The 22846-nt window shown below is 63.3% G+C and carries 27 protein-coding genes; 12 read left to right on the top strand and 15 right to left on the bottom strand.

Annotated features, from left to right (window positions below; all coding sequences use genetic code 11):
• Positions 1-37: 37 nt before the first annotated feature.
• Positions 38-961: a pca operon transcription factor PcaQ gene (gene pcaQ, locus BLT75_RS11495; protein ID WP_093031357.1), complete on the bottom strand. Its 924-nt coding sequence runs from the start codon at positions 959-961 to the stop codon at positions 38-40.
• Between the two features lie 90 nt (positions 962-1051).
• On the opposite strand from pcaQ, the gene pobA reads away from it, so the two are divergent.
• The 7 genes from pobA to crcB all read left to right on the top strand — a co-directional run bounded on the left by pobA (position 1052) and on the right by crcB (position 5662).
• Positions 1052-2221: a 4-hydroxybenzoate 3-monooxygenase gene (gene pobA, locus BLT75_RS11490; protein ID WP_093031355.1), complete on the top strand. Its 1170-nt coding sequence runs from the start codon at positions 1052-1054 to the stop codon at positions 2219-2221.
• Between the two features lie 22 nt (positions 2222-2243).
• Complete coding sequence (gene pcaC, locus BLT75_RS11485; protein ID WP_093031354.1) at positions 2244-2621, top strand: 4-carboxymuconolactone decarboxylase; 378 nt, start codon at positions 2244-2246, stop codon at positions 2619-2621.
• Positions 2622-2668: 47 nt separating this feature from the next.
• Positions 2669-3397 (top strand): protocatechuate 3,4-dioxygenase subunit beta, encoded by a 729-nt coding sequence (gene pcaH, locus BLT75_RS11480; protein ID WP_093031352.1) that lies wholly within the window; start codon positions 2669-2671, stop codon positions 3395-3397.
• A complete protein-coding gene (pcaG, locus tag BLT75_RS11475) occupies positions 3397-4017 on the top strand; it encodes a protocatechuate 3,4-dioxygenase subunit alpha (protein ID WP_093031350.1) in 621 nt (206 codons plus the stop codon). Before pcaH ends, pcaG begins: the two co-directional genes overlap by 1 nt.
• Positions 4018-4031: 14 nt before the next feature.
• On the top strand, positions 4032-4856 hold the full coding sequence (locus tag BLT75_RS11470) for a 3-oxoadipate:acetyl-CoA acetyltransferase (protein ID WP_093031348.1): 825 nt from the start codon (positions 4032-4034) through the stop codon (positions 4854-4856).
• A 69-nt stretch (positions 4857-4925) separates the two neighbouring features.
• The gene (locus BLT75_RS11465) at positions 4926-5300 is read left to right on the top strand and encodes a fluoride efflux transporter FluC (protein ID WP_245706497.1); all 375 of its coding nucleotides are present in this window, start codon (positions 4926-4928) and stop codon (positions 5298-5300) included.
• The gene (crcB, locus tag BLT75_RS11460; RefSeq protein ID WP_093031344.1) at positions 5297-5662 is read left to right on the top strand and encodes a fluoride efflux transporter CrcB; all 366 of its coding nucleotides are present in this window, start codon (positions 5297-5299) and stop codon (positions 5660-5662) included. Before BLT75_RS11465 ends, crcB begins: the two co-directional genes overlap by 4 nt.
• 159 nt (positions 5663-5821) lie before the next feature.
• On the opposite strand, the gene BLT75_RS11455 is transcribed toward crcB, so the two are convergent.
• Positions 5822-6175, bottom strand: a complete 354-nt coding sequence (locus BLT75_RS11455) for a hypothetical protein (RefSeq protein WP_093031342.1) — start codon at positions 6173-6175, stop codon at positions 5822-5824.
• A gap of 577 nt (positions 6176-6752) precedes the next feature.
• Here BLT75_RS11455 and BLT75_RS11450 point away from each other — a divergent pair.
• Positions 6753-7847, top strand: a complete 1095-nt coding sequence (locus BLT75_RS11450) for a helix-turn-helix transcriptional regulator (RefSeq protein WP_245706495.1) — start codon at positions 6753-6755, stop codon at positions 7845-7847.
• 4 nt (positions 7848-7851) lie between these two features.
• Here the strand turns inward: BLT75_RS11450 and nqrM are convergent, their stop codons facing one another.
• The 3 genes from nqrM to BLT75_RS11435 all read right to left on the bottom strand — a co-directional run bounded on the left by nqrM (position 7852) and on the right by BLT75_RS11435 (position 9385).
• Positions 7852-8088 (bottom strand): (Na+)-NQR maturation NqrM, encoded by a 237-nt coding sequence (gene nqrM, locus BLT75_RS11445; RefSeq protein ID WP_093031338.1) that lies wholly within the window; start codon positions 8086-8088, stop codon positions 7852-7854.
• Between the two features lie 20 nt (positions 8089-8108).
• Positions 8109-9134 (bottom strand): FAD:protein FMN transferase, encoded by a 1026-nt coding sequence (locus BLT75_RS11440; protein ID WP_245706493.1) that lies wholly within the window; start codon positions 9132-9134, stop codon positions 8109-8111.
• 62 nt (positions 9135-9196) lie between these two features.
• Positions 9197-9385, bottom strand: coding sequence for a hypothetical protein (locus tag BLT75_RS11435; RefSeq protein WP_093031334.1), 189 nt, complete (start codon positions 9383-9385; stop codon positions 9197-9199).
• A 105-nt stretch (positions 9386-9490) separates the two neighbouring features.
• Between BLT75_RS11435 and BLT75_RS11430 the strand changes: the two genes are divergently transcribed.
• A complete protein-coding gene (locus BLT75_RS11430; RefSeq protein WP_093031332.1) occupies positions 9491-10015 on the top strand; it encodes a CBS domain-containing protein in 525 nt (174 codons plus the stop codon).
• Positions 10016-10084: 69 nt separating this feature from the next.
• Here BLT75_RS11430 and nqrF read toward each other — a convergent pair whose 3' ends face one another.
• Genes nqrF through BLT75_RS11400 form a run of 6 tightly spaced genes read right to left on the bottom strand, consistent with a single transcriptional unit; the run spans position 10085 to position 15932 of the window.
• Complete coding sequence (nqrF, locus tag BLT75_RS11425) at positions 10085-11305, bottom strand: NADH:ubiquinone reductase (Na(+)-transporting) subunit F (RefSeq protein ID WP_093031330.1); 1221 nt, start codon at positions 11303-11305, stop codon at positions 10085-10087.
• A gap of 13 nt (positions 11306-11318) precedes the next feature.
• Positions 11319-11927, bottom strand: coding sequence for an NADH:ubiquinone reductase (Na(+)-transporting) subunit E (gene nqrE / locus BLT75_RS11420; protein ID WP_093031328.1), 609 nt, complete (start codon positions 11925-11927; stop codon positions 11319-11321).
• A complete protein-coding gene (locus BLT75_RS11415) occupies positions 11927-12580 on the bottom strand; it encodes an NADH:ubiquinone reductase (Na(+)-transporting) subunit D (protein ID WP_093031325.1) in 654 nt (217 codons plus the stop codon). Before BLT75_RS11415 ends, nqrE begins: the two co-directional genes overlap by 1 nt.
• Positions 12580-13383 carry a Na(+)-translocating NADH-quinone reductase subunit C gene (locus tag BLT75_RS11410; protein ID WP_093031322.1) on the bottom strand — a complete coding sequence of 268 codons (804 nt, stop codon included), beginning with the start codon at positions 13381-13383 and terminating at the stop codon, positions 12580-12582. The genes BLT75_RS11415 and BLT75_RS11410 overlap by 1 nt, the downstream gene beginning before the upstream one ends.
• Positions 13376-14584 carry an NADH:ubiquinone reductase (Na(+)-transporting) subunit B gene (locus BLT75_RS11405; protein ID WP_093031320.1) on the bottom strand — a complete coding sequence of 403 codons (1209 nt, stop codon included), beginning with the start codon at positions 14582-14584 and terminating at the stop codon, positions 13376-13378. The genes BLT75_RS11410 and BLT75_RS11405 overlap by 8 nt, the downstream gene beginning before the upstream one ends.
• Before the next feature lie 4 nt (positions 14585-14588).
• Positions 14589-15932, bottom strand: coding sequence for a Na(+)-translocating NADH-quinone reductase subunit A (locus BLT75_RS11400; RefSeq protein WP_093031317.1), 1344 nt, complete (start codon positions 15930-15932; stop codon positions 14589-14591).
• A 499-nt stretch (positions 15933-16431) separates the two neighbouring features.
• Here BLT75_RS11400 and BLT75_RS11395 point away from each other — a divergent pair, with 499 nt between their 5' ends.
• Complete coding sequence (locus tag BLT75_RS11395; RefSeq protein ID WP_245706492.1) at positions 16432-16884, top strand: DODA-type extradiol aromatic ring-opening family dioxygenase; 453 nt, start codon at positions 16432-16434, stop codon at positions 16882-16884.
• A 26-nt stretch (positions 16885-16910) separates the two neighbouring features.
• Positions 16911-17762 (top strand): fumarylacetoacetate hydrolase family protein, encoded by an 852-nt coding sequence (locus BLT75_RS11390; protein ID WP_093031314.1) that lies wholly within the window; start codon positions 16911-16913, stop codon positions 17760-17762.
• 127 nt (positions 17763-17889) lie between these two features.
• On the opposite strand, the gene cmk is transcribed toward BLT75_RS11390, so the two are convergent.
• Both cmk and aroA read right to left on the bottom strand, forming a co-directional pair.
• Positions 17890-18507 (bottom strand): (d)CMP kinase, encoded by a 618-nt coding sequence (cmk, locus tag BLT75_RS11385; protein ID WP_093031311.1) that lies wholly within the window; start codon positions 18505-18507, stop codon positions 17890-17892.
• Complete coding sequence (gene aroA, locus BLT75_RS11380; RefSeq protein ID WP_093031308.1) at positions 18504-19850, bottom strand: 3-phosphoshikimate 1-carboxyvinyltransferase; 1347 nt, start codon at positions 19848-19850, stop codon at positions 18504-18506. Before aroA ends, cmk begins: the two co-directional genes overlap by 4 nt.
• Before the next feature lie 157 nt (positions 19851-20007).
• On the opposite strand from aroA, the gene BLT75_RS11375 reads away from it, so the two are divergent.
• On the top strand, positions 20008-20838 hold the full coding sequence (locus BLT75_RS11375; RefSeq protein ID WP_093031305.1) for a hypothetical protein: 831 nt from the start codon (positions 20008-20010) through the stop codon (positions 20836-20838).
• A gap of 5 nt (positions 20839-20843) precedes the next feature.
• Here the strand turns inward: BLT75_RS11375 and trmB are convergent, their stop codons facing one another.
• Together trmB and metK are read right to left on the bottom strand one after the other, a co-directional pair.
• Positions 20844-21557 (bottom strand): tRNA (guanine(46)-N(7))-methyltransferase TrmB, encoded by a 714-nt coding sequence (gene trmB, locus BLT75_RS11370; RefSeq protein ID WP_176827954.1) that lies wholly within the window; start codon positions 21555-21557, stop codon positions 20844-20846.
• Between the two features lie 102 nt (positions 21558-21659).
• Positions 21660-22841, bottom strand: a complete 1182-nt coding sequence (gene metK / locus BLT75_RS11365) for a methionine adenosyltransferase (protein WP_093031300.1) — start codon at positions 22839-22841, stop codon at positions 21660-21662.
• Between the last annotated feature and the right edge of the window lie 5 nt (positions 22842-22846).

Raw genomic sequence — 22846 nt, 5'->3', positions numbered from 1 at the left:
CCGAGTTCTAGAAGCCGGGGCGGCACATAGACTTGACTTAGGTCATGTGTGACGATTTTCCTGCCAAAACGTTGGTCACCGCCAGCGCAAAGAGTTGCCGGACCGGGGTTTCGGGATGGTCGGGCCGGGTCATCAACCCGACCGGCCCCTGGGTGAGTTCGGTGCGAAACGGTAGCGCGACCAGGCGGCCCTCGGCGATCTCGTTGGCGACCACGCCGCGCGATATGATCCAGACGCAATCGGATTGCCGCGTATGCACCCGGCCGAAGGCACCCGAGACGGTTTCGAGACGGTTGGGAAACTCCCCCACCCCGTTGGCGATCAGGAACTGTTCGACCAGCGGCCGGATCGCCGCGCCTTCGGGCGGGTAGATCACCGGCCAGTCTGCGACGCGGCGCAGATCGGGGGCGGACAACAGCGGATGACCCGGACGCACCACGAACACCACCTGTTCGTCGTAGAGCTGGGTAAAGGAAATGCCCTGCATGGTGTCCGAAGGGCCAAGCCGGCCGATCACCAGATCAAGCTCTCCGAGCCGCAAGCGTTCGGTCAGATAACCGTGCGGGCCGTCGAGGATGCGCAGCAGAGCATTGGGGGCGAGGCGCGCGAATTCGGCCACCACAAGCGGCATCAGATGGGCCGCCACGCTGGGCAGAGCGCCGACCGACAGCTTGTCCTTTTGCCGCCGGCCTTCCAGTTCGATCCCGTCGAGCCCCTGTTGCAGGCTGGCGATCGACATCTGCGCGAAATGCAGGAACACCTCGCCCGGTCGCGTCAGGTCTACGCCCGAACGGCTACGCCGCATCAGGGTGGCGCCGACGATCTCTTCCAGCTCTTTCAAAGTCTTGGACATCGCCGGTTGGGTCAGGAACAGTTTCTCGGCGGCGGTTTTGAGGCTGCGTTCGCGAGCGATTTCGACAAAACACTGGATGTGCCGGAACTTGATACGCCTGTCGATCATTTACTTTCCAGTTTCGATAATCAAATGGCAGCATAACTCATTTTACATGCCGGCTCCAATCATTCACTTTGACATCAGGGAGGATCGGACATGCGGACTCAGGTTGTCATTATTGGCGGAGGACCATCAGGGTTGCTTTTGGGGCAGCTGTTGCACCGCAAGGGCATCGACACCGTGGTGCTGGAGCGCAAGACCCGCGAATACGTGCTGGGCCGCATTCGGGCCGGGGTGCTGGAGGTGGGCTTTGTCAACCTGATGCGCGAGGCGGGCGTGGCCGAGCGGATGGATCGCGAAAGCTATATCCATGACGGCACAGTGATTTCCTATGGCGACATGCAGTTCGGTGTCAATTTCCAGAAGCTGACCGGCAATCATGTGGTTGTCTATGGCCAGACCGAGGTGACGCGCGATCTGTATGATGCGCGCGCGGCGTCCGGGGCCAAGATCGTGTTCAACACCGAACATGTCGAAATTCATGGGGCCGACAGCACCGCGCCCTATGTCACCTATCAGTTGGACGGCACCGAGCACCGGATCGACTGCGACTATGTGGCGGGCTGCGACGGGTTCCACGGGATCAGCCGCCAGACGATCCCGCTGACGGTGCGGCGGGAATACGAAAAGGTCTATCCGTTTGGCTGGCTGGGCATCCTGTCGGAGACCCCGCCGGTGAATGACGAGTTGATCTATGCCGGGTCGGATCGCGGGTTTGCTCTGTGTTCGATGCGCAACGCCAACCTGAGCCGGTACTACATCCAGTGTTCGTTGTCCGACCATGCCGAGGACTGGACCGATGCGGCGTTCTGGCAGGAGCTGAAACGGCGCATTCCGGCCGAGGCGGCGGAGCGGCTGGTAACTGGCCCGTCGATCGAGAAATCCATCGCACCGCTCAGGTCGTTCGTCTGCGAGCCGATGCGCTGGGGGCGACTGTTTCTGTGCGGGGATGCGGCCCATATCGTGCCGCCGACCGGGGCCAAGGGGCTGAACACGGCGGCGAGCGACATCCATTACCTGTATCACGCGCTGGTGCAGGTCTACGAGACCGGCGAGACCGAGGGCATCGACCGCTATTCGGAAAAGGCGCTGGCGCGGGTGTGGAAGACGCAGCGGTTCAGCTGGTGGATGACCACATTGCTGCACCGGTTCCCGCATCAGTCGGAGTTCGACCTGAAGATCCAGCATGCCGAAGTGGAATTCCTGCGCGACAGCCGGGATGCGCAGACGGTGCTTGCACAGAACTATGTCGGTCTGCCCTACTAGGCCACAGCGGAAAGGAAGACGGATGTCCGAACGCTATGACAACGGAATGAAGGTGCGCCGCAAGGTGCTGGGCGATGCCTATGTCGACCGGGCCGAGGCGGCCAAGACCGAGTTCGACGTGCCGTTCCAGACGCTGATCACCGAGGGCGCCTGGGGCACGGTTTGGGCCTCGGGCGGGATCAGCGACCGGGAACGGTCGATGCTGACGCTGGCGCTGTTGGCGGCGATGGGGAATTTCGAGGAGATCCCCATGCATATCCGCGCCACCGCCCGCACCGGTGCCAGCAAGCAGGACGTGCTGGAGGCGTTCCAGCATGTGGCGATCTATGCCGGTGTGCCGCGCGCCAACCAGGCGCTGAAGCTGGCCAAGCAGACTTATGCCGAGATGGAACAGGAATAGTCCGGGAAACGCGCGAAACGTCCCGCCCGAGAGAGGAGACCACAAAGATGCTCAAACCCGGTGAATTCTACCAAAGGGACAGGGAGTGGCACCCGCCTGCCTATGTTCCCGACTACAAGACCTCGGTGGCGCGCTCGCCCCGGCAGGCGCTGATCAGCCTGGAGAACACGGTGAGCGAGATCACCGGCCCGGTGTTCGGTCACAATGACATCGACGGGGGCGACAACGACCTGATCTACAACTATGCCAAGCCGGGCGAGAGCGCGATCGGCGAGCGGATCATCCTGCATGGCAGGGTTCTGGACGAGAACGGCCGCCCCCTGCCCCATACTCTGGTCGAGATCTGGCAGGCCAATGCGGGCGGGCGGTACCGGCACAAGAAGGACACCTATCTGGCGCCCATCGACCCGAATTTCGGCGGCTGCGGCCGGACCCTGACTGACGAGAACGGGTATTACTATTTCCGCACGGTGAAGCCCGGCGCCTACCCCTGGCGCAACTGGGTCAACAACTGGCGGCCGGCGCATATCCACATGTCGATCTTCGGCACGGCCTTCGCGCAGCGGCTGATCACGCAATGCTATTTCGAGGGCGATCCGCTGATCGCGAAATGCCCGATCGTGAACACCATTCCCGATCCCGCGGCGATCGACCGGCTGATCGCGCCCCTGGACCTGAACGCAACGATCCCGCTGGATACCATCGCCTACAAGTTCGACGTGGTGCTGCGCGGGCGCCGGTCGACCCTGTTCGAAAACCGTCTGGAGGGGAACTGATGCCGCAGTCTCTTGAATACCTCAAGGAAACCCCGTCGCAGACCGCCGGGCCCTATGTGCATATCGGGCTGGCACCGGGAGCCGCCGGGTTCGACATCTACAAGCAGGAACTGGGCTGGGACATCGCCGGGCCAAATGCGCGCGGCGAACGAATCCGGGTCGAGGGGTTGGTGATCGACGGCACCGGCAGCCCGGTCAAGGACGTGCTGCTGGAAGCCTGGCAGGCCAATGCCGACGGCATTTACGCCCATCCCGAACACGCGGGCGCGGTCGAGGAGGGGTTTCGCGGCTGGGGCCGGGTGATAACCGATTTTACCACCGGCGAGTGGGGCTTCGACACCGTCAAGCCGGGGGCAGTCCCGGGCAGGAACGGAGCGGTGCAGGCACCGCATATCAACCTGTGGATCGTGGCGCGCGGCATCAATGTCGGCCTCAACACAAGGCTCTATTTCGAAGACGAGACCGAGGCCAATGCCGCCGACCCGGTGATCAACATGATCGAGTGGGAGAACCGCCGCCAGACGCTGATCGCCAAGCGCAACGAGAAGGACGGCAAGGTGGTCTACCGGTTCGTCATCCGATTGCAGGGTGAGAACGAGACGGTGTTCTTCGACATCTGAACCGGGAGAAAGCCATGACCAAACCCTGTATCATCTGCGTCGCCATCACCGGGTCGCTGCCCACCAAGGCCAACAACCCGGCGGTGCCGATCACGGTCGAAGAACAGGTCGAAAGCACGCAAGAGGCGTTCGAGGCGGGCGCAAGCATCGCCCATTGCCATGTGCGCAACGACGACCAGACGCCCACCAGCGACCCCGAGCGGTTCGGTCGGCTGCTGGAGGGGCTGCGGCAGCACTGCCCCGGCATGATCGTGCAATTCTCGACCGGCGGCCGGTCAGGGGCGGGACAGGCGCGGGGCGGCATGCTGCCGCTCGCGCCTGACATGGCCTCGCTGTCGGTGGGGTCAAACAACTTTCCGACGCGGGTCTATGAAAACCCGCCCGATCTGGTCGACTGGCTGGCCTCCGAGATGCGGACCTATCACGTGACGCCGGAGATCGAGGCCTTTGACCTGAGCCATATCCTGCGCGCCATCGACATGCATGGGAAAGGGCAGCTGTACGGCAAGCTCTACGTGCAGTTCGTGCTGGGGGTGAAGAACGCCATGCCCGCCGACCGCGAGGTGTTCGATTTCTACGTTCACATGATGCAGAGCCGCGCGCCGCAGGCGGAATGGTGCGCCGCAGGAATCGGCCCGAACCAGATCGTGGTCAACGAATGGGCCATCGCGGCGGGGGGTCACACGCGCACGGGGCTTGAGGATAACGTGCGGCTGGACCGCGACCGGCTGGCGCCATCGAACGCGGCGCTGGTGCGGCGGGCAGCGGAGCTTTGCGAGAAATACGAACGCCCGGTAGCCAGTTGGCAAGAGGCGCGCGAGATCCTCGCGCTGGCCTGACGGACCGGGCGGAATTGAAAACCGACCCTTCGCCCGCTATGCCGGTGGCACGGGCAAACGGGGGCACAGGTGACACGGGCAGGCATGTATCTGGCGGTATTCGCGGGCGGCGCGGCGGGCTCGCTGCTGCGCGAGGCGCTTGCGCTGGAGATCCCCGGACTGCCGCTGGTGACGGCGACATTTGGCATCAACACCGTGTCCTGCCTGATCCTGGGCTGGCTTTTTGCCGTGCGGAACCGGGTCCATGCGCATGTGCTGCACCTGGGCGCGGTGGGGTTCTGCGGCGGGCTTTCGACCTTTTCCTCGTTCATCTTCGAGCTTGACCGGATGGTCCGGCTGGAGGGCTGGACCACGGGACTTGGCGCCATGGCGCTGGAGATCGCCGCCGGTCTTGCCGCGGCGGTTCTGGGCGAGGCGGTTGGACGCCGCCGAGAGGCGCGATGAGCGGCCTTTACCTGCATCTCCTCTTTGCCCTTGGCGGCGGTTTGGGCGCGGTGCTCAGGCACTGGACCGCGCGCCGCATCACCCATGACCTGCCGCTGGCGACGCTTGCCGTGAACGTCGCGGGTACGCTGCTGCTGGGCCTTTGGCTGGGGCATCTGGACGCCGTCGGCGCAGCCGTCAGCGAAGACGCGCGCCGGCTTGTGTTCGGCTTTTGCGGGGGGCTGACCACATTTTCCAGCTTTGCCTACCAGACGCTGGACCTGCATCGCTCGCGCACGATCCTGACCGCGGCGGGCAACATCCTTGCCAGCGTCGCGCTCTGCGTCGCGGCCTTCCTGTTGGGACAAAAACTGGCCGGATGAACGAGTGAACCGCGCCGGGGGGCCAGCCCCCCGGACCCCCTGGAGTATTTCCGACCAGAAAGAAGCAGCACCCTTCGGGCTTCTTTCTGGTTCGAAATACTCCCGCCGGAGGCTCCCGCACTCTCAACCCAGCGCAAGGGTCGGGACGGATCACAGGGGTTACAGGCACTCCTGCACGGCGCGGGCGCGGCAAGTGAAGGGGATGCAGTTGGTGAACGTGCCGACATCGGAACGCGTGTCATCGTGGTCGCCATCGGGCTGGTTGTATCGGTGGGATCCATCTGACTGTGGCACTCGGCGCAGCTTCCACCATCGACCCGGCGGGTAAACACCTCGCGCGCCCTGGCGGATATGGCCCTGCGCATCCTGCCTTGCATGGCCGTAGCGCATCCTGGCGGCCGCGTTCTTGTCGGCCAGCGTCGGCGCACCTTCAATCCGAAAGCGATGGCGCTGGTCGGTGATCTCGTTGGTTCGGCAGACCGAGCATGTCAGCCCGACCCAGGTTTTGCGCACGCTTGGCGCAGACCCTGGATCTTGCGGCACCACCAGCGCTGTTGGGCGTCGTTCCAGCCCTGGTCGAGGCATTCGAGGCCCCGGCAGACGCTGTGTCTCGAAATCATGACTCACCTCTGATCCGGTGCCAACCGCGCCGCCCGTCGCAACGGGGGCGGCGGTGTCATTGTGCCGCCAGAACATGTTTTTCAAATTACTTTTTCAATTTTGACATGTCTTTGCGTCTTCCAGTTCGCATATTTCCAACGTGCTGACCGGTGTCCGCTTTGCGCATGTCCCGATCAGGGTCGGCTCCCTGAATATCGTCGATCTTCCGGATCAGTTTTGATGAATGGCACGTGACAGACACCAGCCTGGCACGATAATTCTCTTTTCCTCGAGTCACTCACTTTCAGGCTTGAATGAAACGCAGGGTAATGAACCGGCGATTTACAATAATCACCGGAATTGGCGAAACCCGCTATATTCATTTCAACAATCCGAATCACCAAGACCCATGTCCACAACTGACCGGCACGACCAGATAGTAGTTTCCATTTACGACGCTGCGTTGGATCCGGGAAAGTGGCCCGCTCTGTTGACCGAGATCGCGCATTATGTCGGCGCGATGGGTGCCATGATCTTCGAGGTGGGAACACCCGATGACAAGCCGCATCTGCTGGCCTCTCATTTCAGCGACACCTACGATGCCGACCTGGTGCGTGGCTACCTGTTGCTGCACAAAGATCTGGAAATCGCCAACCAGGCGATATTTGCCCGCCATTCCAAGGCGACGGACGAGATCCAGCTGATCCCGGATTCCGTTCTGGCCGCGACGGAAGCCGAATTGCTGGCACGCCCCAATCAGAAAACCATGATGCAATATGGCATTCGCTACCGGTGCGGCGCGCTGCTCAACAAGGATCAGCTGTTTCATGACCGGTTTTCCATGCAGTTCGGAGCGGATGCCGCCAATGACCTGCCGATGCGTCTGGCCAAGGCATCCCGGCTGCTGCCGCATATAGCCAAGGCCCTGAGCATCGGACGGCCCATTCAGGCCATGCAGCGGCGGCACGGTACAATCGTTGAAGCGCTCGACAAGCTGGACGTGGGGTTCTGTGTTCTCGACGACCGTATGAACGTGATTATGGGCAACGAGGAGTTCCGGCGACAAACCGAAGAGGCAGGCGTGTTCCGCAAGGATCCGCGCGGGCGGCTTTCGTTCCGTCAGGACAGCGATCTGGGCCGGGCACGGGCGCTGATGACCGGGGTCGAAGGACACGGGCGGTTTGGGGCGCGTCCCCGAAAGGAGGCATTGGAGGTCGATCATTCAGGCGGCCCTGCGGCCACCGGTGCCCTGTGCATCGACATATCTCCCTTGCACAAGAACCGCGAACTGGGAGAGGGGCCGGTGGCCGGGTATCTGTTGATGAGCACGGATACCAGCCGCCGCTATCGGCTTGAGTTGCCCACGATAGCCTCGCTCTTCGACCTGAGCAACGCGGAATGCGCCGTGCTGGAACTTATGGCCGAAGGCAAGACCAACAAGCAGATCGCCCAAGAGCGTGGCCGTTCACTGGATACGGTCAACGCTCAGGTGAAATCCATCTTGCTGAAGTCGAACTGCGCCAACCGCACCCAGGCGATCCGGATGGTCACGAATATTTCGTCGGGATTTCTGGTCCGGGACTGAGACGTTACCCGGAGCGTTCCATGTCGGCCGCCACCTTGCGGGCACGCGGGCATTGCAGACGATCGCGCAGCGGGCTGTCGGGGTCGATCTCCTTGGAGCAGACAACGCAACGGTCGGCCCCGGATATGGCGTTCAGGCCACCGCAGCTCCCCTTGATCCGCTTGCCCATCAGGATGACGCCAAGGGACATGCCCAGCATCACGATCATCAGCACGAAAAAGGCCAGCAGAAATGTTGTCATCTCGGGTGTCCTGTCCAGGGTCAGTCAGCGTTGAGCAGGTCGGCAAAAGCGCTGCTCTGTGCCGTCATATAGGCATCTTCGCCGCCTTGCACATCCCTTTCGATGAAATACACGGCGAGTTCATTGGCTTCAGCAATCTTCAAACCCTCGTCGAGGCCCAGCACCAGCATGGCGGTGGCCCAGGCATCGGCCATCATGGCAGTGTCGGCGATCACGGTGACCGAAGTGGTGCGGTGGGTTACCGGGCGGCCGGTGACCGGGTCGAGGATATGCGAATAACGGCGACCTTCGTGTTCGAAGTAATTGCGGTAATCGCCCGAGGTCGCCATGCCGTGATCGCTGACAGGCACCACCAGCTGAACGCTCTGGGCGCCCTGATCGGGGCGTTCGATGCCGATGCGCCAGGCCTCGCCCTTGTCGTTCTGCCCTTTGGTGACGAGATCGCCGCCGATTTCGACCAGGTAGCTTTCCGCACCCAGATCCGCGAGCGTGCGCGCCACGGCGTCGACGCCGAAGCCCTTGGCGATGGCGCTGAGGTTGATCCCCGTCTCCGGACGGGTCTTTGTGATGGTCCCGGCCCCGGCATCCAGCGTCAGCCGACGGGTCTGCCCGACGCCTTGCAGGGCGGTGGCGATCGCATCGTCAGCGGGAATCGGATCTTCGGGTTTGCGCGGGCCAAAGCCCCAGAGCTCGATCAGCGGGCCGAGTGTCACGTCGAACTTGCCACCCGATTTCTCGTGCACCTCGTTGGCGGCGGTCATCACGGTGACGAAATCCCCCGACACCGGCATCGGCGCGGTCTGCTTACTCGCCGAAAAGGTCGAGACCTCGGAATTGGGATCCCAGTTCGACATCTTGCCATTCACGGCAGTCAGCGTCTCGGTGACCGCAGCCGCAAGCATCGCCTCGTCCAGGCCGGGGCCGATGGCTGTGACGTGATAGGTGGTACCCATCGTGTCGCCCGAGAGTTTCACGACGACCGGTTCTTCGTCGAAGAGACAGGCGGAGAGCAGGAGAGTGGCAGAGAGGGCAAGCCAGCGGAGCATCGGTAAACCTCGGCGATTTCGCAGCTGCGGCATAGGCCAGCGGCGGAGCGGTGTCAAACGCCTCAGGGTCGCAGCGGCAGGAAGGCGAGCAGCAACAGGCCGATACCCGCCGGAACCCCGTAGAGCCAGAGCCGCAGGCGGGGCGCGGGGGGGTCAGCCTTCCATGTCTTGCGATAGCCGTGGCCGCAAACCACCACCACAAAGAAGATCAGCGCGGCGGAAAACGGGGTCAGGTACAGGGTGTCGATCATCGCGGTCTTGCCGATTTTCGGGCCAGAGCATTTGGGGCCTTCCCGGATCGGTCTGCCGGGGTAAGATGGAGGTGAACCCGCAGCAGGACAGGAGGAGACCCGCGCATGGCACCCACCTCATATCAGCCGCCGACCCGGGGCGACAAGACCGACACGACAACCTACAGCCAGACGGTCGACTCGAACCTGGCGCATTCGCAATCAACTGTGGCCAAGCTGCTGGAGGGCAAGGGCGACGCGATATTCTCGGTCCGGCCCAGCGACACCATCGGGCATGTCGTGGGCGTGCTGAAGGAACGGCGCATCGGCGCCGTGGTGGTGACGGACCAGAACGGCGCGCTGCAAGGCATCCTGTCCGAGCGTGACATCGTGCGGCGCATGGCGGAAACACCGGGTCAGACCCTGCCGCAGCAGGTTGAGGCGCTGATGACGAAAACCGTGCACACCTGTACGCCGGAACAAACGCTGACAGATGTGCTGACGAGAATGAACGAGGGCCGGTTCCGCCACATGCCGGTGATTCAGGACGGCAACCTGTGTGGCATGATCACCATTGGCGACGTGGTGAATTTCCGCCTGCGCGAGCTGGAATACGAGGCCCTGCGGATGAAGCAGATGATCGTCGGGTAAGTCGCGTGGGCGAAAATTCGTCGAATTTTCGGACCCGAGATTATTCGACGAATAATCTCGGGTTTCTCTTTATCCGCCGAAATCGTCCAGCATGATATCTTCGCGGTCGACGCCGAGGTCGAGCAGCATCTTGATTACCGACTGGTTCATGATCGGCGGGCCGCACATGTAGAACTCGCAATCTTCAGGCGCGGGGTGGTTCTTGAGATATTCCTCGAACAGGACGTTGTGGATGAAGCCGGTATAGCCGGTCCAGTCGTCGCCGGGCTGCGGATCGCTGAGCGCGACGTGCCATTCGAAATTCTCGTTCTCGGCTGCCAGTTCGTCGAAATCCTCGACAAAGAACATCTCCTTGCGCGAGCGTGCGCCGTACCAGAAGCTGATCTTGCGCTTGGATTTCAAGCGCTTGAGCTGGTCGAAGATATGGCTGCGCATCGGCGCCATGCCAGCGCCGCCCCCGATGAACACCATCTCCTTGTCGGTGTCGCGGGCGAAGAATTCGCCGAACGGACCCGAGATGGTGACCTTGTCGCCCGGTTTCAGGTTGAAGATGTAGGACGACATCTGTCCGGCCGGGATGCCTTCAGAGCCCGGCGGCGGCGAGGCCACGCGGACGTTGAGCATGATGATGCCCCTTTCTTCGGGGTAGTTGGCCATCGAATAGGCGCGTTCGATCGGGGCGGTCACGGTGGACTTGTATTGCCACAGGTTGAACTTGTCCCAGTCCTCGCGGTATTCCTCCTGAATGTCGAAATCGGTATAGGCCAGCTGATGCGCGGGGGCCTCGATCTGGATGTAGCCGCCGGCGCGGAAGTTGACGTTCTCGCCCTCGGGCAGTTCCAGCACCAGCGCCTTGATGAAGGTGGCTACGTTATCGTTGGAACGCACGGTACATTCCCACTTCTTCACGCCAAATACCTCTTCGGGCACCTCGATTTCCATGTCCTGCTTGACCGCGACCTGGCAGGAGAGCCGGTCGCCGCAGGCGGCTTCGCGCTTGGTGATGTGGCTTTCCTCGGTCGGCAGGATCGAGCCACCGCCCGAGTGCACCTTGACCCGGCATTGGGCGCAAGTGCCGCCGCCGCCGCAGGCCGACGGCACGAACAGCTTCTCGGCCGCCAGCGTCTGCAACAGCTTGCCGCCGGCGGGGACCGAGATTGTCTTTTCCCCGTTGATGGTGATGTTCACGTTGCCACTCGATACCAGCCGCGAGCGGGCCATCAGGATGATGCTGACCAGCGCGATGACGATCAGGGTAAAGAGGACGACGCCCAGCGAAAAGGTTTCCATCGGTTCCGCCCCCTTACAGCTTGACGCCCGAGAAGGACATGAAGGCCATGGCCATCAGCCCCGCGGTGATGAAGGTGATGCCAAGACCCTGAAGCCCGTCGGGCACGTCGGAATATTTCAGCTTTTCGCGCACACCGGCCATGGCGGTGATCGCCAGCGCCCAGCCGAAGCCCGAAGAGAGGCCATAGGTCGCCGCCTCGGCAAAGTTGTAGTCGCGCTCGACCATGAACAGCGATCCGCCCAGGATCGCGCAGTTCACCGTGATCAGCGGCAGGAAGATGCCAAGCGCGTTGTAAAGCGGCGGGAAATACTTATCGAGGATCATCTCGAGGATCTGAACCATCGCCGCGATGACTCCGATGTAGGAGATCAGGCCAAGGAAGGTCAGATCGACATCGGGGAACCCCGCCCAGGCCAGCGCGCCGGGTTTCAGCAGCGTGTTCAGCAGCAGGTTGTTGGCGGGCACGGTGATGGCCTGCACCACCATGACCGAGATGCCGAGGCCAAGCGCGGTCGAGATCTTTTTCGAGACCGCGATGAAGGTACACATGCCAAGAAAGAAGCTGAGCGCCAGGTTCTCGACGAATACGGCCTTGACCGCGAGGGAAATCAGCCCTTCCATCAGTGCGCCTCCACCGACTGGATCTTGAATTCACGTTCCTCGACCTGCTTGGGCTTCCAGGTACGGAAGGCCCAGATGATCAGACCGATCACGAAGAAGGCCGAGGGCGGCAGCAGCAGCAACCCGTTGGGCACGTACCAGCCGCCGTTGTTGACGGTTTGCAGGATGGTGACGCCAAAGAGCGAACCCGAACCGAACAGTTCGCGGATCACGCCGACCAGCATCAGGATCAGCCCGTAGCCCGCGCCGTTGCCCACCCCGTCGATGAACGAGGCGACCGGCGGGTTCTTCATGGCGAACGCCTCGGCCCGGCCCATCACGATGCAGTTGGTGATGATGAGACCCACGAAGACCGACAGGGTCTTGGAGATCTCGAAGGCATAGGCCTTGAGGATCTGGTCGACCAGGATCACAAGGCTGGCGATGATCACCATCTGCACGATGATCCGGATTGAGCTGGGGATCTGGTTACGCAGCATCGAGATGAAGAAGGAGGAGAACGCCGTCACGAAAGTTACCGCCAGCGCCATGACAAAGGCCACTTGCAGCGACGTGGTGACCGCCAGCGCCGAGCAGATGCCCAGAACCTGAAGCGTGATCGGGTTGTTGTCGACCAGCGGATCGACGAGCAGCGATTTGCGTGTCTGGGCCATCAGATCTCTCCTGCCTTCAGCCGTTCGAGGAAGGGGCCATAGCCCTGTTCACCCATCCAGAAACGGACCAGGTTGTCGACGCCGACGCTGGTCAGGGTCGCCCCGGCCAGCGCATCGACATGGAACTCGGGGCCCGCCGGCGGCACGGTCTTGGCGACCGTGATCTTCAGATCGCCCGCCTCGTCGAACAGCTTCTTGCCCTTCCACAGAGCCTTCCAGCGCGGGTTGTCCACCTCGGCGCCAAGGCCGGGCGTTTCGCCATGCTGGTAGAATTGCAGGCCGAAGATATCGTTGCCGTTCTCTTCGAGCGCGACGAAGCCGTAGAGGGTGGACCACAGGCCATAGCCCTCGACCGGCAGGATCACCTTGTCGATGGCGCCGCTTTCGTCGCGCAGCAGATAGACCATCTGGAAATAGACCTGGTCGCCGAGACCGGCGGGATCCTCATCGAGCGCCCGCACGATGGCGGGGTCACGGGAGGAGGCCAGCGCGTCATAGTCGTCGAGCGGGATCGAGTCGGTGAAAGCGCCGGTCGAAAGGTCGAGCACATGCGGCTCGAAGGCGGCGAACGCCTCTTGCACGTCGATGCCGGGTTCGTAGATGCCCGCGACCTGCAACACGTTCACCTGCTTGTCGCGCTGGCGGTTGACCTCCTGCACGGGGCGCAGGACGACAGCCGCCGAAGACACGATCATCGAGGCGACCAGGCAAACGGCCACCGCCACGAATATGGTCTTGCCCACCGAATCCGGCGGCGCGGCGAGGAAACGGGCAATCAGGCCCTGGTTCCGGGTCTCAGACATGGCGGCGCGCCCTCCGTTTGATGTTGGCCTGCACGACGAAATAGTCGATCAGCGGCGCGAAGACGTTGCCGAAGAGGATGGCAAGCATCATGCCTTCGGGGAAGGCGGGGTTGACCACGCGGATCAGCACGACCATGACACCGATCAGCGCGCCATAGATGTAGCGGCCGATGTTGGTGTGGCTGGCCGAGACCGGCTCGGTCACCATGAAGACCATGCCGAAGGCATATCCGCCCAGCACAAGGTGCCAGTACCAGGGCATGGCGAACATCGGGTTGCTGTCCGATCCGATCAGGTTGAGCAGCAGCGAGAAGCCGATCATGCCCGCCATGCACCCGACGATCAGGCGCCAGTTGGCAATCTTAGTCAGCAAGAGGAAGGCAAGGCCAATCAGGCAGGCAAGCGTCGAGGTCTCGCCGAAACTGCCCTGGATGGTGCCATAGAAGGCGTCCATCCACGTGATGCCGTTCGCCGCCAACTGCTGGTAGCCATCCGCCGCCGATACCGCCAGCGCGGTGGCGCCGGAAAACCCGTCGACCGGGGTCCAGATGCTGTCGCCGGACATGTCGGCCGGATAGGCAAAATAGAGGAAGGCACGGCCCACCAGCGCGGGGTTGAGGAAGTTCTTGCCGGTTCCGCCAAAGACCTCCTTGCCGATCACCACGCCAAAGGAGATGCCAAGCGCCACCTGCCACAACGGCGCACTGGCCGGCAGGATCAGGGTGTAGAGCATCGAGGTCACGAGGAAGCCCTCGTTCACCTCGTGACCCCGCACGGTGGCAAAAATCACCTCCCAGATGCCGCCGACGATCAGTGTCGTCAGGTAGATCGGCAGGAAATAGAGGAACCCGTGCGCCACGTTGGCCAGCGGGTTGGCCGCATCCAGCGAAATGCCAAGCGCCTGCAGGATAGCGATCCGCCAGCCGGTGGCCGCCTCGGCGCCCAGCATGGCGATGGCGGAATTGGCCTGGTAGCCGGTGTTCCACATACCCCACAGGATGCAGGGGATGGTGGCGATCACGACATATGTCATGATCCGCTTCATATCGACATAGGACCGGGCATGCGGGGCGACGGTGGTCACCGTCTTGGGGGTGTAGAGAAAGCTTTCCACCATCTCGTAGACGGGGAAGAGTTTCTCGTACTTGCCGCCCTTGGTGAAGTTCGGCTCGATCCGGTCAAAGAAGTTGCGCAACCCCATGGGCTCAGCCCTCCTTCTCGATCTTGGACAGGCAGTCGCGCAGCGCCAGCCCGTATTCGTATTTGGCCGGGCAGGCGAAGCCCACGAGCCCGAGGTCTTCCTCGTCCAGTTCCAGCGCGCCGAGCGCCTGCGCGGTGTCGGTGTCCATCACCAGAAGGGCGCGCAGGAGTTGGGTGGGCAGGTAATCCTGCGGCATCAGTTGCTCGAACGTGCCGATGGGCACCATGGCGCGGCGGCCGCCGTTCAGGTTCGAGGTGAACTTGAAAAGCTTGCGCGAAAAGGCGGAACCCAGCACCGGCTGCACCGCGTATTTCGTCGGCATCGGAAGTATCCAGCCAAGGGTGTGCTGCTTGCGGTCCTCTTCGATCAACGCGACCTGACGGGCGAAGCGGCCGAGATAGGCAAACGGCCCGGTGGCGTGGCGGCCGGTCAGAATCGAGCCCGAGATCACGCGCACGGGGGCGTCGATCGAAATCTCGCCTGCGGTCATCGTATCGGTCGACGCCCCCATGACGGTGCGGATCAGGCGCGGCTGGCGGGCGGCGGGACCGGCCAGCGCGATCACGACCGAGGGGTCGATATGGCCGGTGTCCAAGAGCCGCCCGATGGCGATCACATCCTGGTAGCCGATGGTCCAGACCGTTTTTGCGGCGCTGGAGGGGTCGAGGAAATGGATATGCGTCCCGGCCAGACCTGCGGGGTGCGGGCCGTCGAAGATGGCGGTCTCGACGCCGGCGGCGTCGCCGCCGGGGATCGCATCGCCCGGCTTGTGGCAGAGCCAGGTTTTGCCCTCTGTCAGCAGCGCGACCGCCGCCAGTCCGGTGGCAAAGGCGCTGCCCGCGTCATTGATGACGGTGGCGGCGTCAGCGGCCAGCGGCTCGGTATCCATCGCGGTGACAAAGATCGCGTCCGGCTTGCTGCCAGGTGCAGGCATCTTGGAATAGGGCCGGGTACGGAACGCGGTCCAGAGACCGGCGGCGCAGAGCTTCTCGGTCAGGCCCTCGGGCGTCTTGCCATTGCCGATGGAGGCAAAGTCCAACCCCGGATCGGCGGCATCCGTCACCTCGATCACGACGCTTTGCAGCACCCGGCGCGCACCCCGGTTGATCGCGGCGACGCGGCCGGTCATCGGAGCGACGATCATCGCCTCGGGCACGTCCTTGTGACAGAAGAGCGGCGTGCCACGGCGGACCTCGTCCCCCTCCTGCACCAGCATCCGGGGTTTCAGCCCGATGTAATCGGGCCCGAGAACCGCGACCGTGCCGACGGTGGGGCCGGAGTGGATGATCTGTTCCGGCGCACCGGAGACAGGCAGGTCCAATCCCTTTTTCAATCTGAAATTCTGCATGTGATCGCTACGTTCTTCTCGTGTCCGATTCCCGTGGCGGGCCCTGGTTAGTGCATGGGACCCCTCAGGCAAATACCCGGAAACGCTGAATGTCTCCGGTGCCGCGCAGGCGACATTTTTGTGAACCGTCCCTTATCGCGCGCACCTTTAAGGGAGAGGCCCACCGAAAGCAAATGCCCTTAGGTCTTTAATGGTGTGAAAAGCGTCCGTTTTGGGCGCTAACGGCGATTTTTTCTGCAATGCAGCGACGAGTTTGCAACATGATGTCGCAGCCATCGGGGCCTGTTTGCCCGCTTGCCCGGCATCCGGGGGCGTCGCAGAAATGACTGCGGCCCGGCTTTAATTAACATGATAATTAAAGATTGCTCTGAAGCATTCGCGGTGAGTGATCTTTCGACATGGCTTGCCGCACTGGACAGCCATCTTGCGCGGTTTCGCGAGGCAGGCATTGCAAATCGCACCGGCGAGCAGGACAGGTCCACCGGGGCCGATCCGGTTCATGAGCCGGGAACACGAGATGAAGGTGGTATCGGTCGCGGTCTGGCGCACTGTGCGCGACCATGACGAGAGCCGTATCGTGGAAGAGGCGAACCGGGTTTCGGTCGAGGCCAGCGACAGCAAGATGCTGATGGTCGCCTCGGGCTCTCTGAACCACAAGATCTGGGCCATCAAGAATTATGCCGCCCACAACGGCGCCTTTACCAGCAGTTCCGAGTTCAACCGGCAGATGGACCTGCATGTGCAGGAGTTGTGGAAGCGCGGCGATCATGCGACCTTTCTGAAGATGCTGGGCGATTATGCGCGGTTCTGCTGCGGCGAGGGGTCGATGCACGATACCGCCATGCTGTACGGGGCGCTTGGCTGGGACAGCTACGACAAGCCCTGCGAGGTGGTGACCGAGTATTTCCCCTCGTCCGGGACCGGTCAGACCAACGTGATATTCCCGGTCTGATATCCGGGACAGACAAGAGGAACGCCATGAAATTCGCCACCATCTCGTCCGAGGGACAGGAGTATTACGGTATCGTCCGCGATGACGGGTTCCTGGCGCTGTCGCCCGATTTCCCGCACTGGCCCGACTTGCGCGCGGTGATCGCGGCGGGCGGCCTGCGCGACCTGGCGCATGCCGCGATGGGCCGGGGGGTGACGCATACCGATTTCACCTATCTGCCGCCGGTTCCCAACCCCGGCAAGATCATCTGCGTCGGCGTCAACTTCCCCGAGCGCAACGCCGAGTATCTCGATGGCAGCGAGCAGCCGAAATACATGTCGCTTTTCGTGCGGTTTCCCGAAAGCTTCGTCGGACATGGCCAGCCGCTGATCCGTCCGCCGGAAAACCACACGCTGGATTACGAGGGCGAGATGGCCGTGGTCATCGGCAAGGGCGGGCGGCGCATCCGGGCCGAGGATGCCTATGACCATATCGCCGGACTCAGCATCTGCAACGAAGGCACCATTCGCGACTGGGTGCGGCATGCCAAGTTCAACGTCACCCAGGGCAAGAACTGGGACCGTTCGGGCGCGATCGGGCCGTGGATGGTGCCCTTTACCCATCCCGCGCAGATCGACGCGGCGCGGATCACCACCCGGGTCAATGGCGAGGTGCGGCAGGACGATGCGCTGGCCAACATGATCTTTCCGGTGCGCGAGGAGATCGCCTATATCTCGACCTTCACCACGCTCAATCCGGGCGACATCATCGTCACCGGCACCCCCACCGGCGCAGGCGCGCGGTTCGATCCGCCGCGCTACCTGAAACCCGGCGACATGGTCGAGGTCGAGGTGACCGGTATCGGCACGCTGGTCAACGGGGTGGAGGACGAGGCATGACGCCCGAAGAGCATGCGAACGCCGCCGGGCAGCTCAGAGGTCTTTGCCCTATTCAGAAACTCGTCGATTAGCCGGCGTTGCAAACAGATGCTGGCGCCGCCTCCGATTTACTCAACGCCTGAAAGGATCAGCCTTTCGCGGACATCCTGGCTTCGATGACCGCGATGGCGGCGGCCAGCGCGGCGTCGATATCCAGCGCGCTGGTGTCGAACATGACCGCATCCTTCGCAGGTTTCATTGGGGCTGCGGCGCGTTCGGCGTCGCGCGCGTCGCGCTCCTTCACGTCGGCCAGCACCTCTTCGCGCGTCATCCGGCTGCCCTTGGCCGCCAGTTCCAGGTAACGCCGTTCGGCGCGCACCTCGGCGCTGGCGGTCACGAACAGCTTCACCTCGGCCTCGGGACAGATCACGGTGCCGATGTCGCGACCATCCAGCACCGCGCCACCCGCGCGACGGGCAAAGGCGCGCTGGAAATCGACCAGCGCGGCGCGCACTGCCGGAATGGCGGCCACCTTGCTGGCGGCCTGCGCCACTTCGGCAGTCCTCAGATCGGGCCGGTCCAGATCCTCGGCCGTCAGGGCAAGCGCCGCGGCCTCGGGCGTTTCGCCGTCAAGCATCCGACGGCCCACCGCCCGATACAGCAACCCGGTATCGAGATGCGCGAACCCGAAGCGGGCCGCGACCCCCTTCGAGATCGTGCCTTTACCTGCCGCTGCCGGACCGTCGATTGCAACGGTAAAGCTCATGTCCGCTCCAGCCTGGCCCCCAGGCCGCCCATCAGCGGCTCGAAGATCGGGAAGGATGTGGCGATCGGGCTGCCATCGTCGACCGAGACGGGGGCCTGCGCGCCCATGCCCATCACCATGAAGGACATGGCGATCCGGTGATCCAGGAAGCTCTCGCAGGTGCCACCGCCGGGCACATTGCCGATGCCGAGCCCATGCACGGCCCACCAGTCCTCGCCCTCTTCGACCGTCACGCCATTGGCGCGCAACCCGCGGGCCATCGCGTCGATGCGGTCGCTTTCCTTGACCCGCAGCTCCTTGACGCCGCCCATCATGGTCACACCTTCGGCGTTGGCGGCGACCACCGACAGGACCGGGTATTCGTCGATCATGCTGGCGGCGCGCTCGGACGGGACGGTGATCCCTTTCATGTCGGGCGAATAGCGCGCGCGCAGGTCGGCGACCGGTTCGCCCCCCTCAGTACGCTCGTTCTCGTAGGTCAGGTCGGCGCCCATCTCGCGCAGCGTGGTGAAGAGACCGGCGCGCGTCGGGTTCAACCCGATGCCCGGCACCAGCACGTCCGAACCGGGCGTGATCAGCGCGGCGCAGACCGGAAAGGCAGCGCTCGAGGGGTCACGCGGCACCGCGATGACCTGCGGTTTCAGCTCGGGCCGGCCGGTCAGGGTGATGACGCGGCCTTCGTCGGTATCCTCGACCGTCACCTCGGCGCCGAAGCCCGCCAGCATCCGTTCGGAATGGTCGCGGGTGGCCTCCTTCTCGATCACCACGGTCTTGCCGGGCGCGTTGAGCCCGGCCAGCAGCACCGCCGATTTCACCTGCGCCGACGGCACCGGCACCACATAGCGCACCGGAACCGGATCGGCGGCGCCGACGATGGTCATCGGCAACCGGCCGCCCTTGCGGCCCACCGATTGCGCGCCGAACAGCGCCAGCGGATCGGTCACCCGCGCCATCGGGCGCTTGTTGAGGCTGGCGTCGCCGGTAAAGGTCGCGGTGATCGGCGATGTCGCCATTGCCCCCATGATCAGCCGCACGCCGGTGCCGGAATTGCCGCAATCGATCACCTGTTCGGGCTCGGCAAAACCGCCGACCCCGACGCCCTGCACCGTCCAGGTGCCGTCGGCGTGCCGCGTGACCTCGGCCCCGAAGGCGCGCATCGCCTTGGCGGTGTCCAGCACGTCTTCACCTTCGAGCAGGCCGGTAATGCGCGTTTCACCCACGGCCATGGCGCCGAGGATCAGCGAGCGGTGCGAGATCGACTTGTCTCCCGGCACATCGGCGACACCGCTCAGCGGGCCGCAGGGATGCGAGGTCATGGGGATGGGGGTGCCGTGTCCGGACATGCGGGAAACCTCTTTCTTGCTTCGCCCAAGCCCTAAACAATCGGCCGGAAACGGTCCAGAGCGTTTTGCACGCTGCATTCCGGCGGTTCGTCGACGCCGCGGGATGTGATAGCATTGGTGGCCACGGGCATAATCAACCAAAGACAGGGAACGGACTATGCCGGAAAACACCAACATCCTGACCACCGGGCCGACCAGGTGGATCCAGCCCAGGCAGCCCGAAAAGGACCCGATGCAGGCGCAAGACCTGCGCACACAAAACAGGCTGGCCTTTCTCGTTGGCCTCGTCGCGCTCTGCCTGCCGATCATCATGTTCCTTGGGGCGCGTCTGGATGGCGACTGCTATCGCGACAGCATCAGCCACTACTATTACGCGCAGATCCTGGGCTCGATCTTCGTGGGGCTTCTGAGCTTTATCGGCGGTTTCATGATCGCTTATTCCGGCGAACACTGGATCGAGGATACCGGATCCTTCATAGCCGGGATGGGTGCGTTTTTCGTCGCCATCTTTCCGACCGTCGGCAACGGGTGTGAAGATCATCCGGGGTTCCTGTCGAGAGTGTTCGTCCAGTATCACGCGGGGCCGCCCGACCGTGTGGTGCCAATGCCGGATGGCAGTTTCTTCATGCTGTTCCCGGATGTGGGGGATATTCACACAATGGCGGCGTCGGTCCTGTTCATCTACCTGGGCATCTACTGTCTGGTGGTGATGCGGCGGATCGTGCCCGAGCGCCATGTCCGCGACAATCGTCTGATCGAGAGCAAACGCCGGCGCAATCTGCTCTACGGGGTATGCGGCTATACAATCCTTGGCTGTGTGACGTTCCTGGCCTGCATCGGGTTCCTTACGGGTCCGGCATTCAAGGTGTGGTGGAACGCCTGGAACCTGACCTTTGCCTTCGAAACCACGATGCTGTGGGCCTTTGCCCTGGCCTGGTTCAGCAAGGGTCGGCGGTTCAGCGCGCTGAACGATCCGATACCGGGTTGATCGCGTCAGTCGCGGGCGCGGCGAAAGGTCAGATAATGCGGCACCCGGCCTTCGCGCAGCGCCTTCTGCTCGTAGCGGGTCGAGATCCAGTCCTCCCAGGGCTGGCGCCAGTCGGCGGGAGTTTCGGCCAACCATTCGAATCCGGCGCGCGGCACTTCCTCCAGCGTCTGGCGGACATAATCGGGAATGTCGGTGGCAACCCGGAAGATGGCGCCGGGTTTGAGCACGCGCGCCAGCGGGTCCAGATGTTCGGGCGTGACAAAGCGGCGGCGATGGTGGCGCTTCTTGGGCCAGGGATCTGGATAAAGCAGGAAGGCGCGCGAAATGCTCTGTTCCGGCAGCACGTCGAACAGGTCGCGCACGTCGCCGGGGTGGACGCGGATGTTTTCCGCCTCGGCCGCCCGGATCTTGCCCAGGAGCATCGCCACGCCGTTGATGAAAGGTTCCGCCCCGATGATGCCGATGTCACGGTTCCGCGCCGCCTGGTGCACCAGATGCTCGCCACCGCCAAAGCCGATTTCCAGCCAGACGTCGCGCCCGCCGAACATCGCCCCCAGATCGAGCGGCGCGCGGTCGGGGTTGTCCTCCCAGCTCACCGCGCCCGGCGACAGGGGCGTCAGGTCTTCGTCCAGATAGGTCCGCTGGTTCGGTTTAAGGGTCTTGCCCTTGATGCGGCCATAGAAGTTGCGGCGCGGGCGGTCGGGGGTGGTTTTGCTCATGGCCGCCGGGTTACTGCGAGCGCGCGCCGGGCGCAAGACGCGAACCCGTTCCTGACAACGCGAAAGGGGCGCAGTGTCCTGCGCCCCTTGTCGGTTTCCGGGTCAGACCGCCTTCTTGAGCGCTTCGACCAGATCCGTCCGTTCCCAGCTGAAACCGCCGTCGGCCTCGGGGTCACGGCCGAAATGGCCATAGGCCGCCGTGCGCTGGTAGATCGGCTTGTTCAGGCTCAGATGCGTACGGATACCGCGCGGGGTCAGGTTCATGACCTTGGGGATGGCCGCCTCGATCTCGGCATCGGAGACCGTGCCCGTGCCGTGGGTGTCGGCATAGATCGACAGCGGGGCCGACACGCCGATGGCATAGCTGAGCTGGATGGTGCAGCGTTCTGCCATGCCGGCGGCGACCACGTTCTTGGCAAGGTAGCGCGCGGCATAGGCGGCCGAGCGGTCCACCTTGGTCGGATCCTTGCCCGAGAAGGCGCCGCCGCCATGCGGGGCGGCTCCGCCGTAGGTATCGACAATGATCTTGCGACCGGTCAGGCCGGCGTCGCCGTCCGGGCCGCCGATGACGAACTTGCCGGTCGGGTTCACGTGCCAGACGGTGTCGCCGGTGATCCAGCCCTCGGGCAGAACCTCGTGAATATAGGGCTCGACGATGGCGCGGATATCAGCGCTGGTCAGCGCTTCGTCCAGATGCTGGGTCGAGAGCACGATCGACGACACACCGACCGGTTTGCCATCGCGATAGATCACCGACAGCTGCGATTTCGCATCCGGGCCAAGCGCCGGTTCGGTGCCGTTCTTGCGCACCTCGGCCAGCCGGCGCAGGATCGCGTGGCTGTACTGGATCGGCGCCGGCATCAGCGCCGGGGTCTCGGTGCTGGCGTAGCCGAACATGATGCCCTGGTCGCCGGCGCCTTCGTCCTTGTCGCCGGACGCGTTCACGCCCTGGGCGATATGCGCCGACTGTTCGTGCAGCAGGTTGGTGATCTCCACCGTCTGATGGTGGAACTTGTCCTGCTCGTAGCCGATATCCTTGATGCAGGCGCGCGCGATTTCGTCGATGCGGCCCATATACTCACGCAGCTTGTCCTTGTTCGACAGGCCGACTTCGCCGCCGATCACGACGCGATTGGTGGTGGCAAAGGTTTCACAGGCAACCCGCGCTTCGGGTTCCTCGGTCAGAAAGGCGTCGAGAACGGCGTCGGAGATCCGGTCGCAAACCTTGTCCGGGTGCCCTTCGGAAACGGATTCCGAAGTGAAGATGTAGTTCTGTCGGGACATGCAAA

This window comes from Ruegeria marina (genome assembly GCF_900101475.1).
Lineage (GTDB): Bacteria > Pseudomonadota > Alphaproteobacteria > Rhodobacterales > Rhodobacteraceae > Ruegeria_B > Ruegeria_B marina.
Note: the sequence above shows the minus strand (reverse complement) of the source record. Positions and strands in the feature narration are given on the sequence as shown.

Excerpts from the sequence above, each read along its gene's own strand:
- aroA (WP_093031308.1), bottom strand. The coding sequence starts at position 19,850 with ATGTCCGGACACGGCACCCCCATCCCCATGACCTCGCATCCCTGCGGC.
- nqrE (WP_093031328.1), bottom strand. The coding sequence starts at position 11,927 with ATGGAAGGGCTGATTTCCCTCGCGGTCAAGGCCGTATTCGTCGAGAAC.
- cmk (WP_093031311.1), bottom strand. The coding sequence starts at position 18,507 with ATGAGCTTTACCGTTGCAATCGACGGTCCGGCAGCGGCAGGTAAAGGC.
- crcB (WP_093031344.1), top strand. The coding sequence starts at position 5,297 with ATGAGCGGCCTTTACCTGCATCTCCTCTTTGCCCTTGGCGGCGGTTTG.
- nqrM (WP_093031338.1), bottom strand. The coding sequence starts at position 8,088 with ATGACAACATTTCTGCTGGCCTTTTTCGTGCTGATGATCGTGATGCTG.
- BLT75_RS11390 (WP_093031314.1), top strand. The coding sequence starts at position 16,911 with ATGAAATTCGCCACCATCTCGTCCGAGGGACAGGAGTATTACGGTATC.
- pcaH (WP_093031352.1), top strand. The coding sequence starts at position 2,669 with ATGCTCAAACCCGGTGAATTCTACCAAAGGGACAGGGAGTGGCACCCG.
- BLT75_RS11395 (WP_245706492.1), top strand. The coding sequence starts at position 16,432 with ATGAGCCGGGAACACGAGATGAAGGTGGTATCGGTCGCGGTCTGGCGC.
- BLT75_RS11415 (WP_093031325.1), bottom strand. The coding sequence starts at position 12,580 with ATGGCCCAGACACGCAAATCGCTGCTCGTCGATCCGCTGGTCGACAAC.
- trmB (WP_176827954.1), bottom strand. The coding sequence starts at position 21,557 with ATGAGCAAAACCACCCCCGACCGCCCGCGCCGCAACTTCTATGGCCGC.
- BLT75_RS11430 (WP_093031332.1), top strand. The coding sequence starts at position 9,491 with ATGGCACCCACCTCATATCAGCCGCCGACCCGGGGCGACAAGACCGAC.
- pcaQ (WP_093031357.1), bottom strand. The coding sequence starts at position 961 with ATGATCGACAGGCGTATCAAGTTCCGGCACATCCAGTGTTTTGTCGAA.
- pcaG (WP_093031350.1), top strand. The coding sequence starts at position 3,397 with ATGCCGCAGTCTCTTGAATACCTCAAGGAAACCCCGTCGCAGACCGCC.
- BLT75_RS11440 (WP_245706493.1), bottom strand. The coding sequence starts at position 9,134 with ATGCTCCGCTGGCTTGCCCTCTCTGCCACTCTCCTGCTCTCCGCCTGT.
- BLT75_RS11470 (WP_093031348.1), top strand. The coding sequence starts at position 4,032 with ATGACCAAACCCTGTATCATCTGCGTCGCCATCACCGGGTCGCTGCCC.
- BLT75_RS11400 (WP_093031317.1), bottom strand. The coding sequence starts at position 15,932 with ATGCAGAATTTCAGATTGAAAAAGGGATTGGACCTGCCTGTCTCCGGT.
- pcaC (WP_093031354.1), top strand. The coding sequence starts at position 2,244 with ATGTCCGAACGCTATGACAACGGAATGAAGGTGCGCCGCAAGGTGCTG.
- BLT75_RS11435 (WP_093031334.1), bottom strand. The coding sequence starts at position 9,385 with ATGATCGACACCCTGTACCTGACCCCGTTTTCCGCCGCGCTGATCTTC.
- BLT75_RS11405 (WP_093031320.1), bottom strand. The coding sequence starts at position 14,584 with ATGGGGTTGCGCAACTTCTTTGACCGGATCGAGCCGAACTTCACCAAG.
- BLT75_RS11375 (WP_093031305.1), top strand. The coding sequence starts at position 20,008 with ATGCCGGAAAACACCAACATCCTGACCACCGGGCCGACCAGGTGGATC.
- metK (WP_093031300.1), bottom strand. The coding sequence starts at position 22,841 with ATGTCCCGACAGAACTACATCTTCACTTCGGAATCCGTTTCCGAAGGG.
- nqrF (WP_093031330.1), bottom strand. The coding sequence starts at position 11,305 with ATGGAAACCTTTTCGCTGGGCGTCGTCCTCTTTACCCTGATCGTCATC.
- pobA (WP_093031355.1), top strand. The coding sequence starts at position 1,052 with ATGCGGACTCAGGTTGTCATTATTGGCGGAGGACCATCAGGGTTGCTT.
- BLT75_RS11410 (WP_093031322.1), bottom strand. The coding sequence starts at position 13,383 with ATGTCTGAGACCCGGAACCAGGGCCTGATTGCCCGTTTCCTCGCCGCG.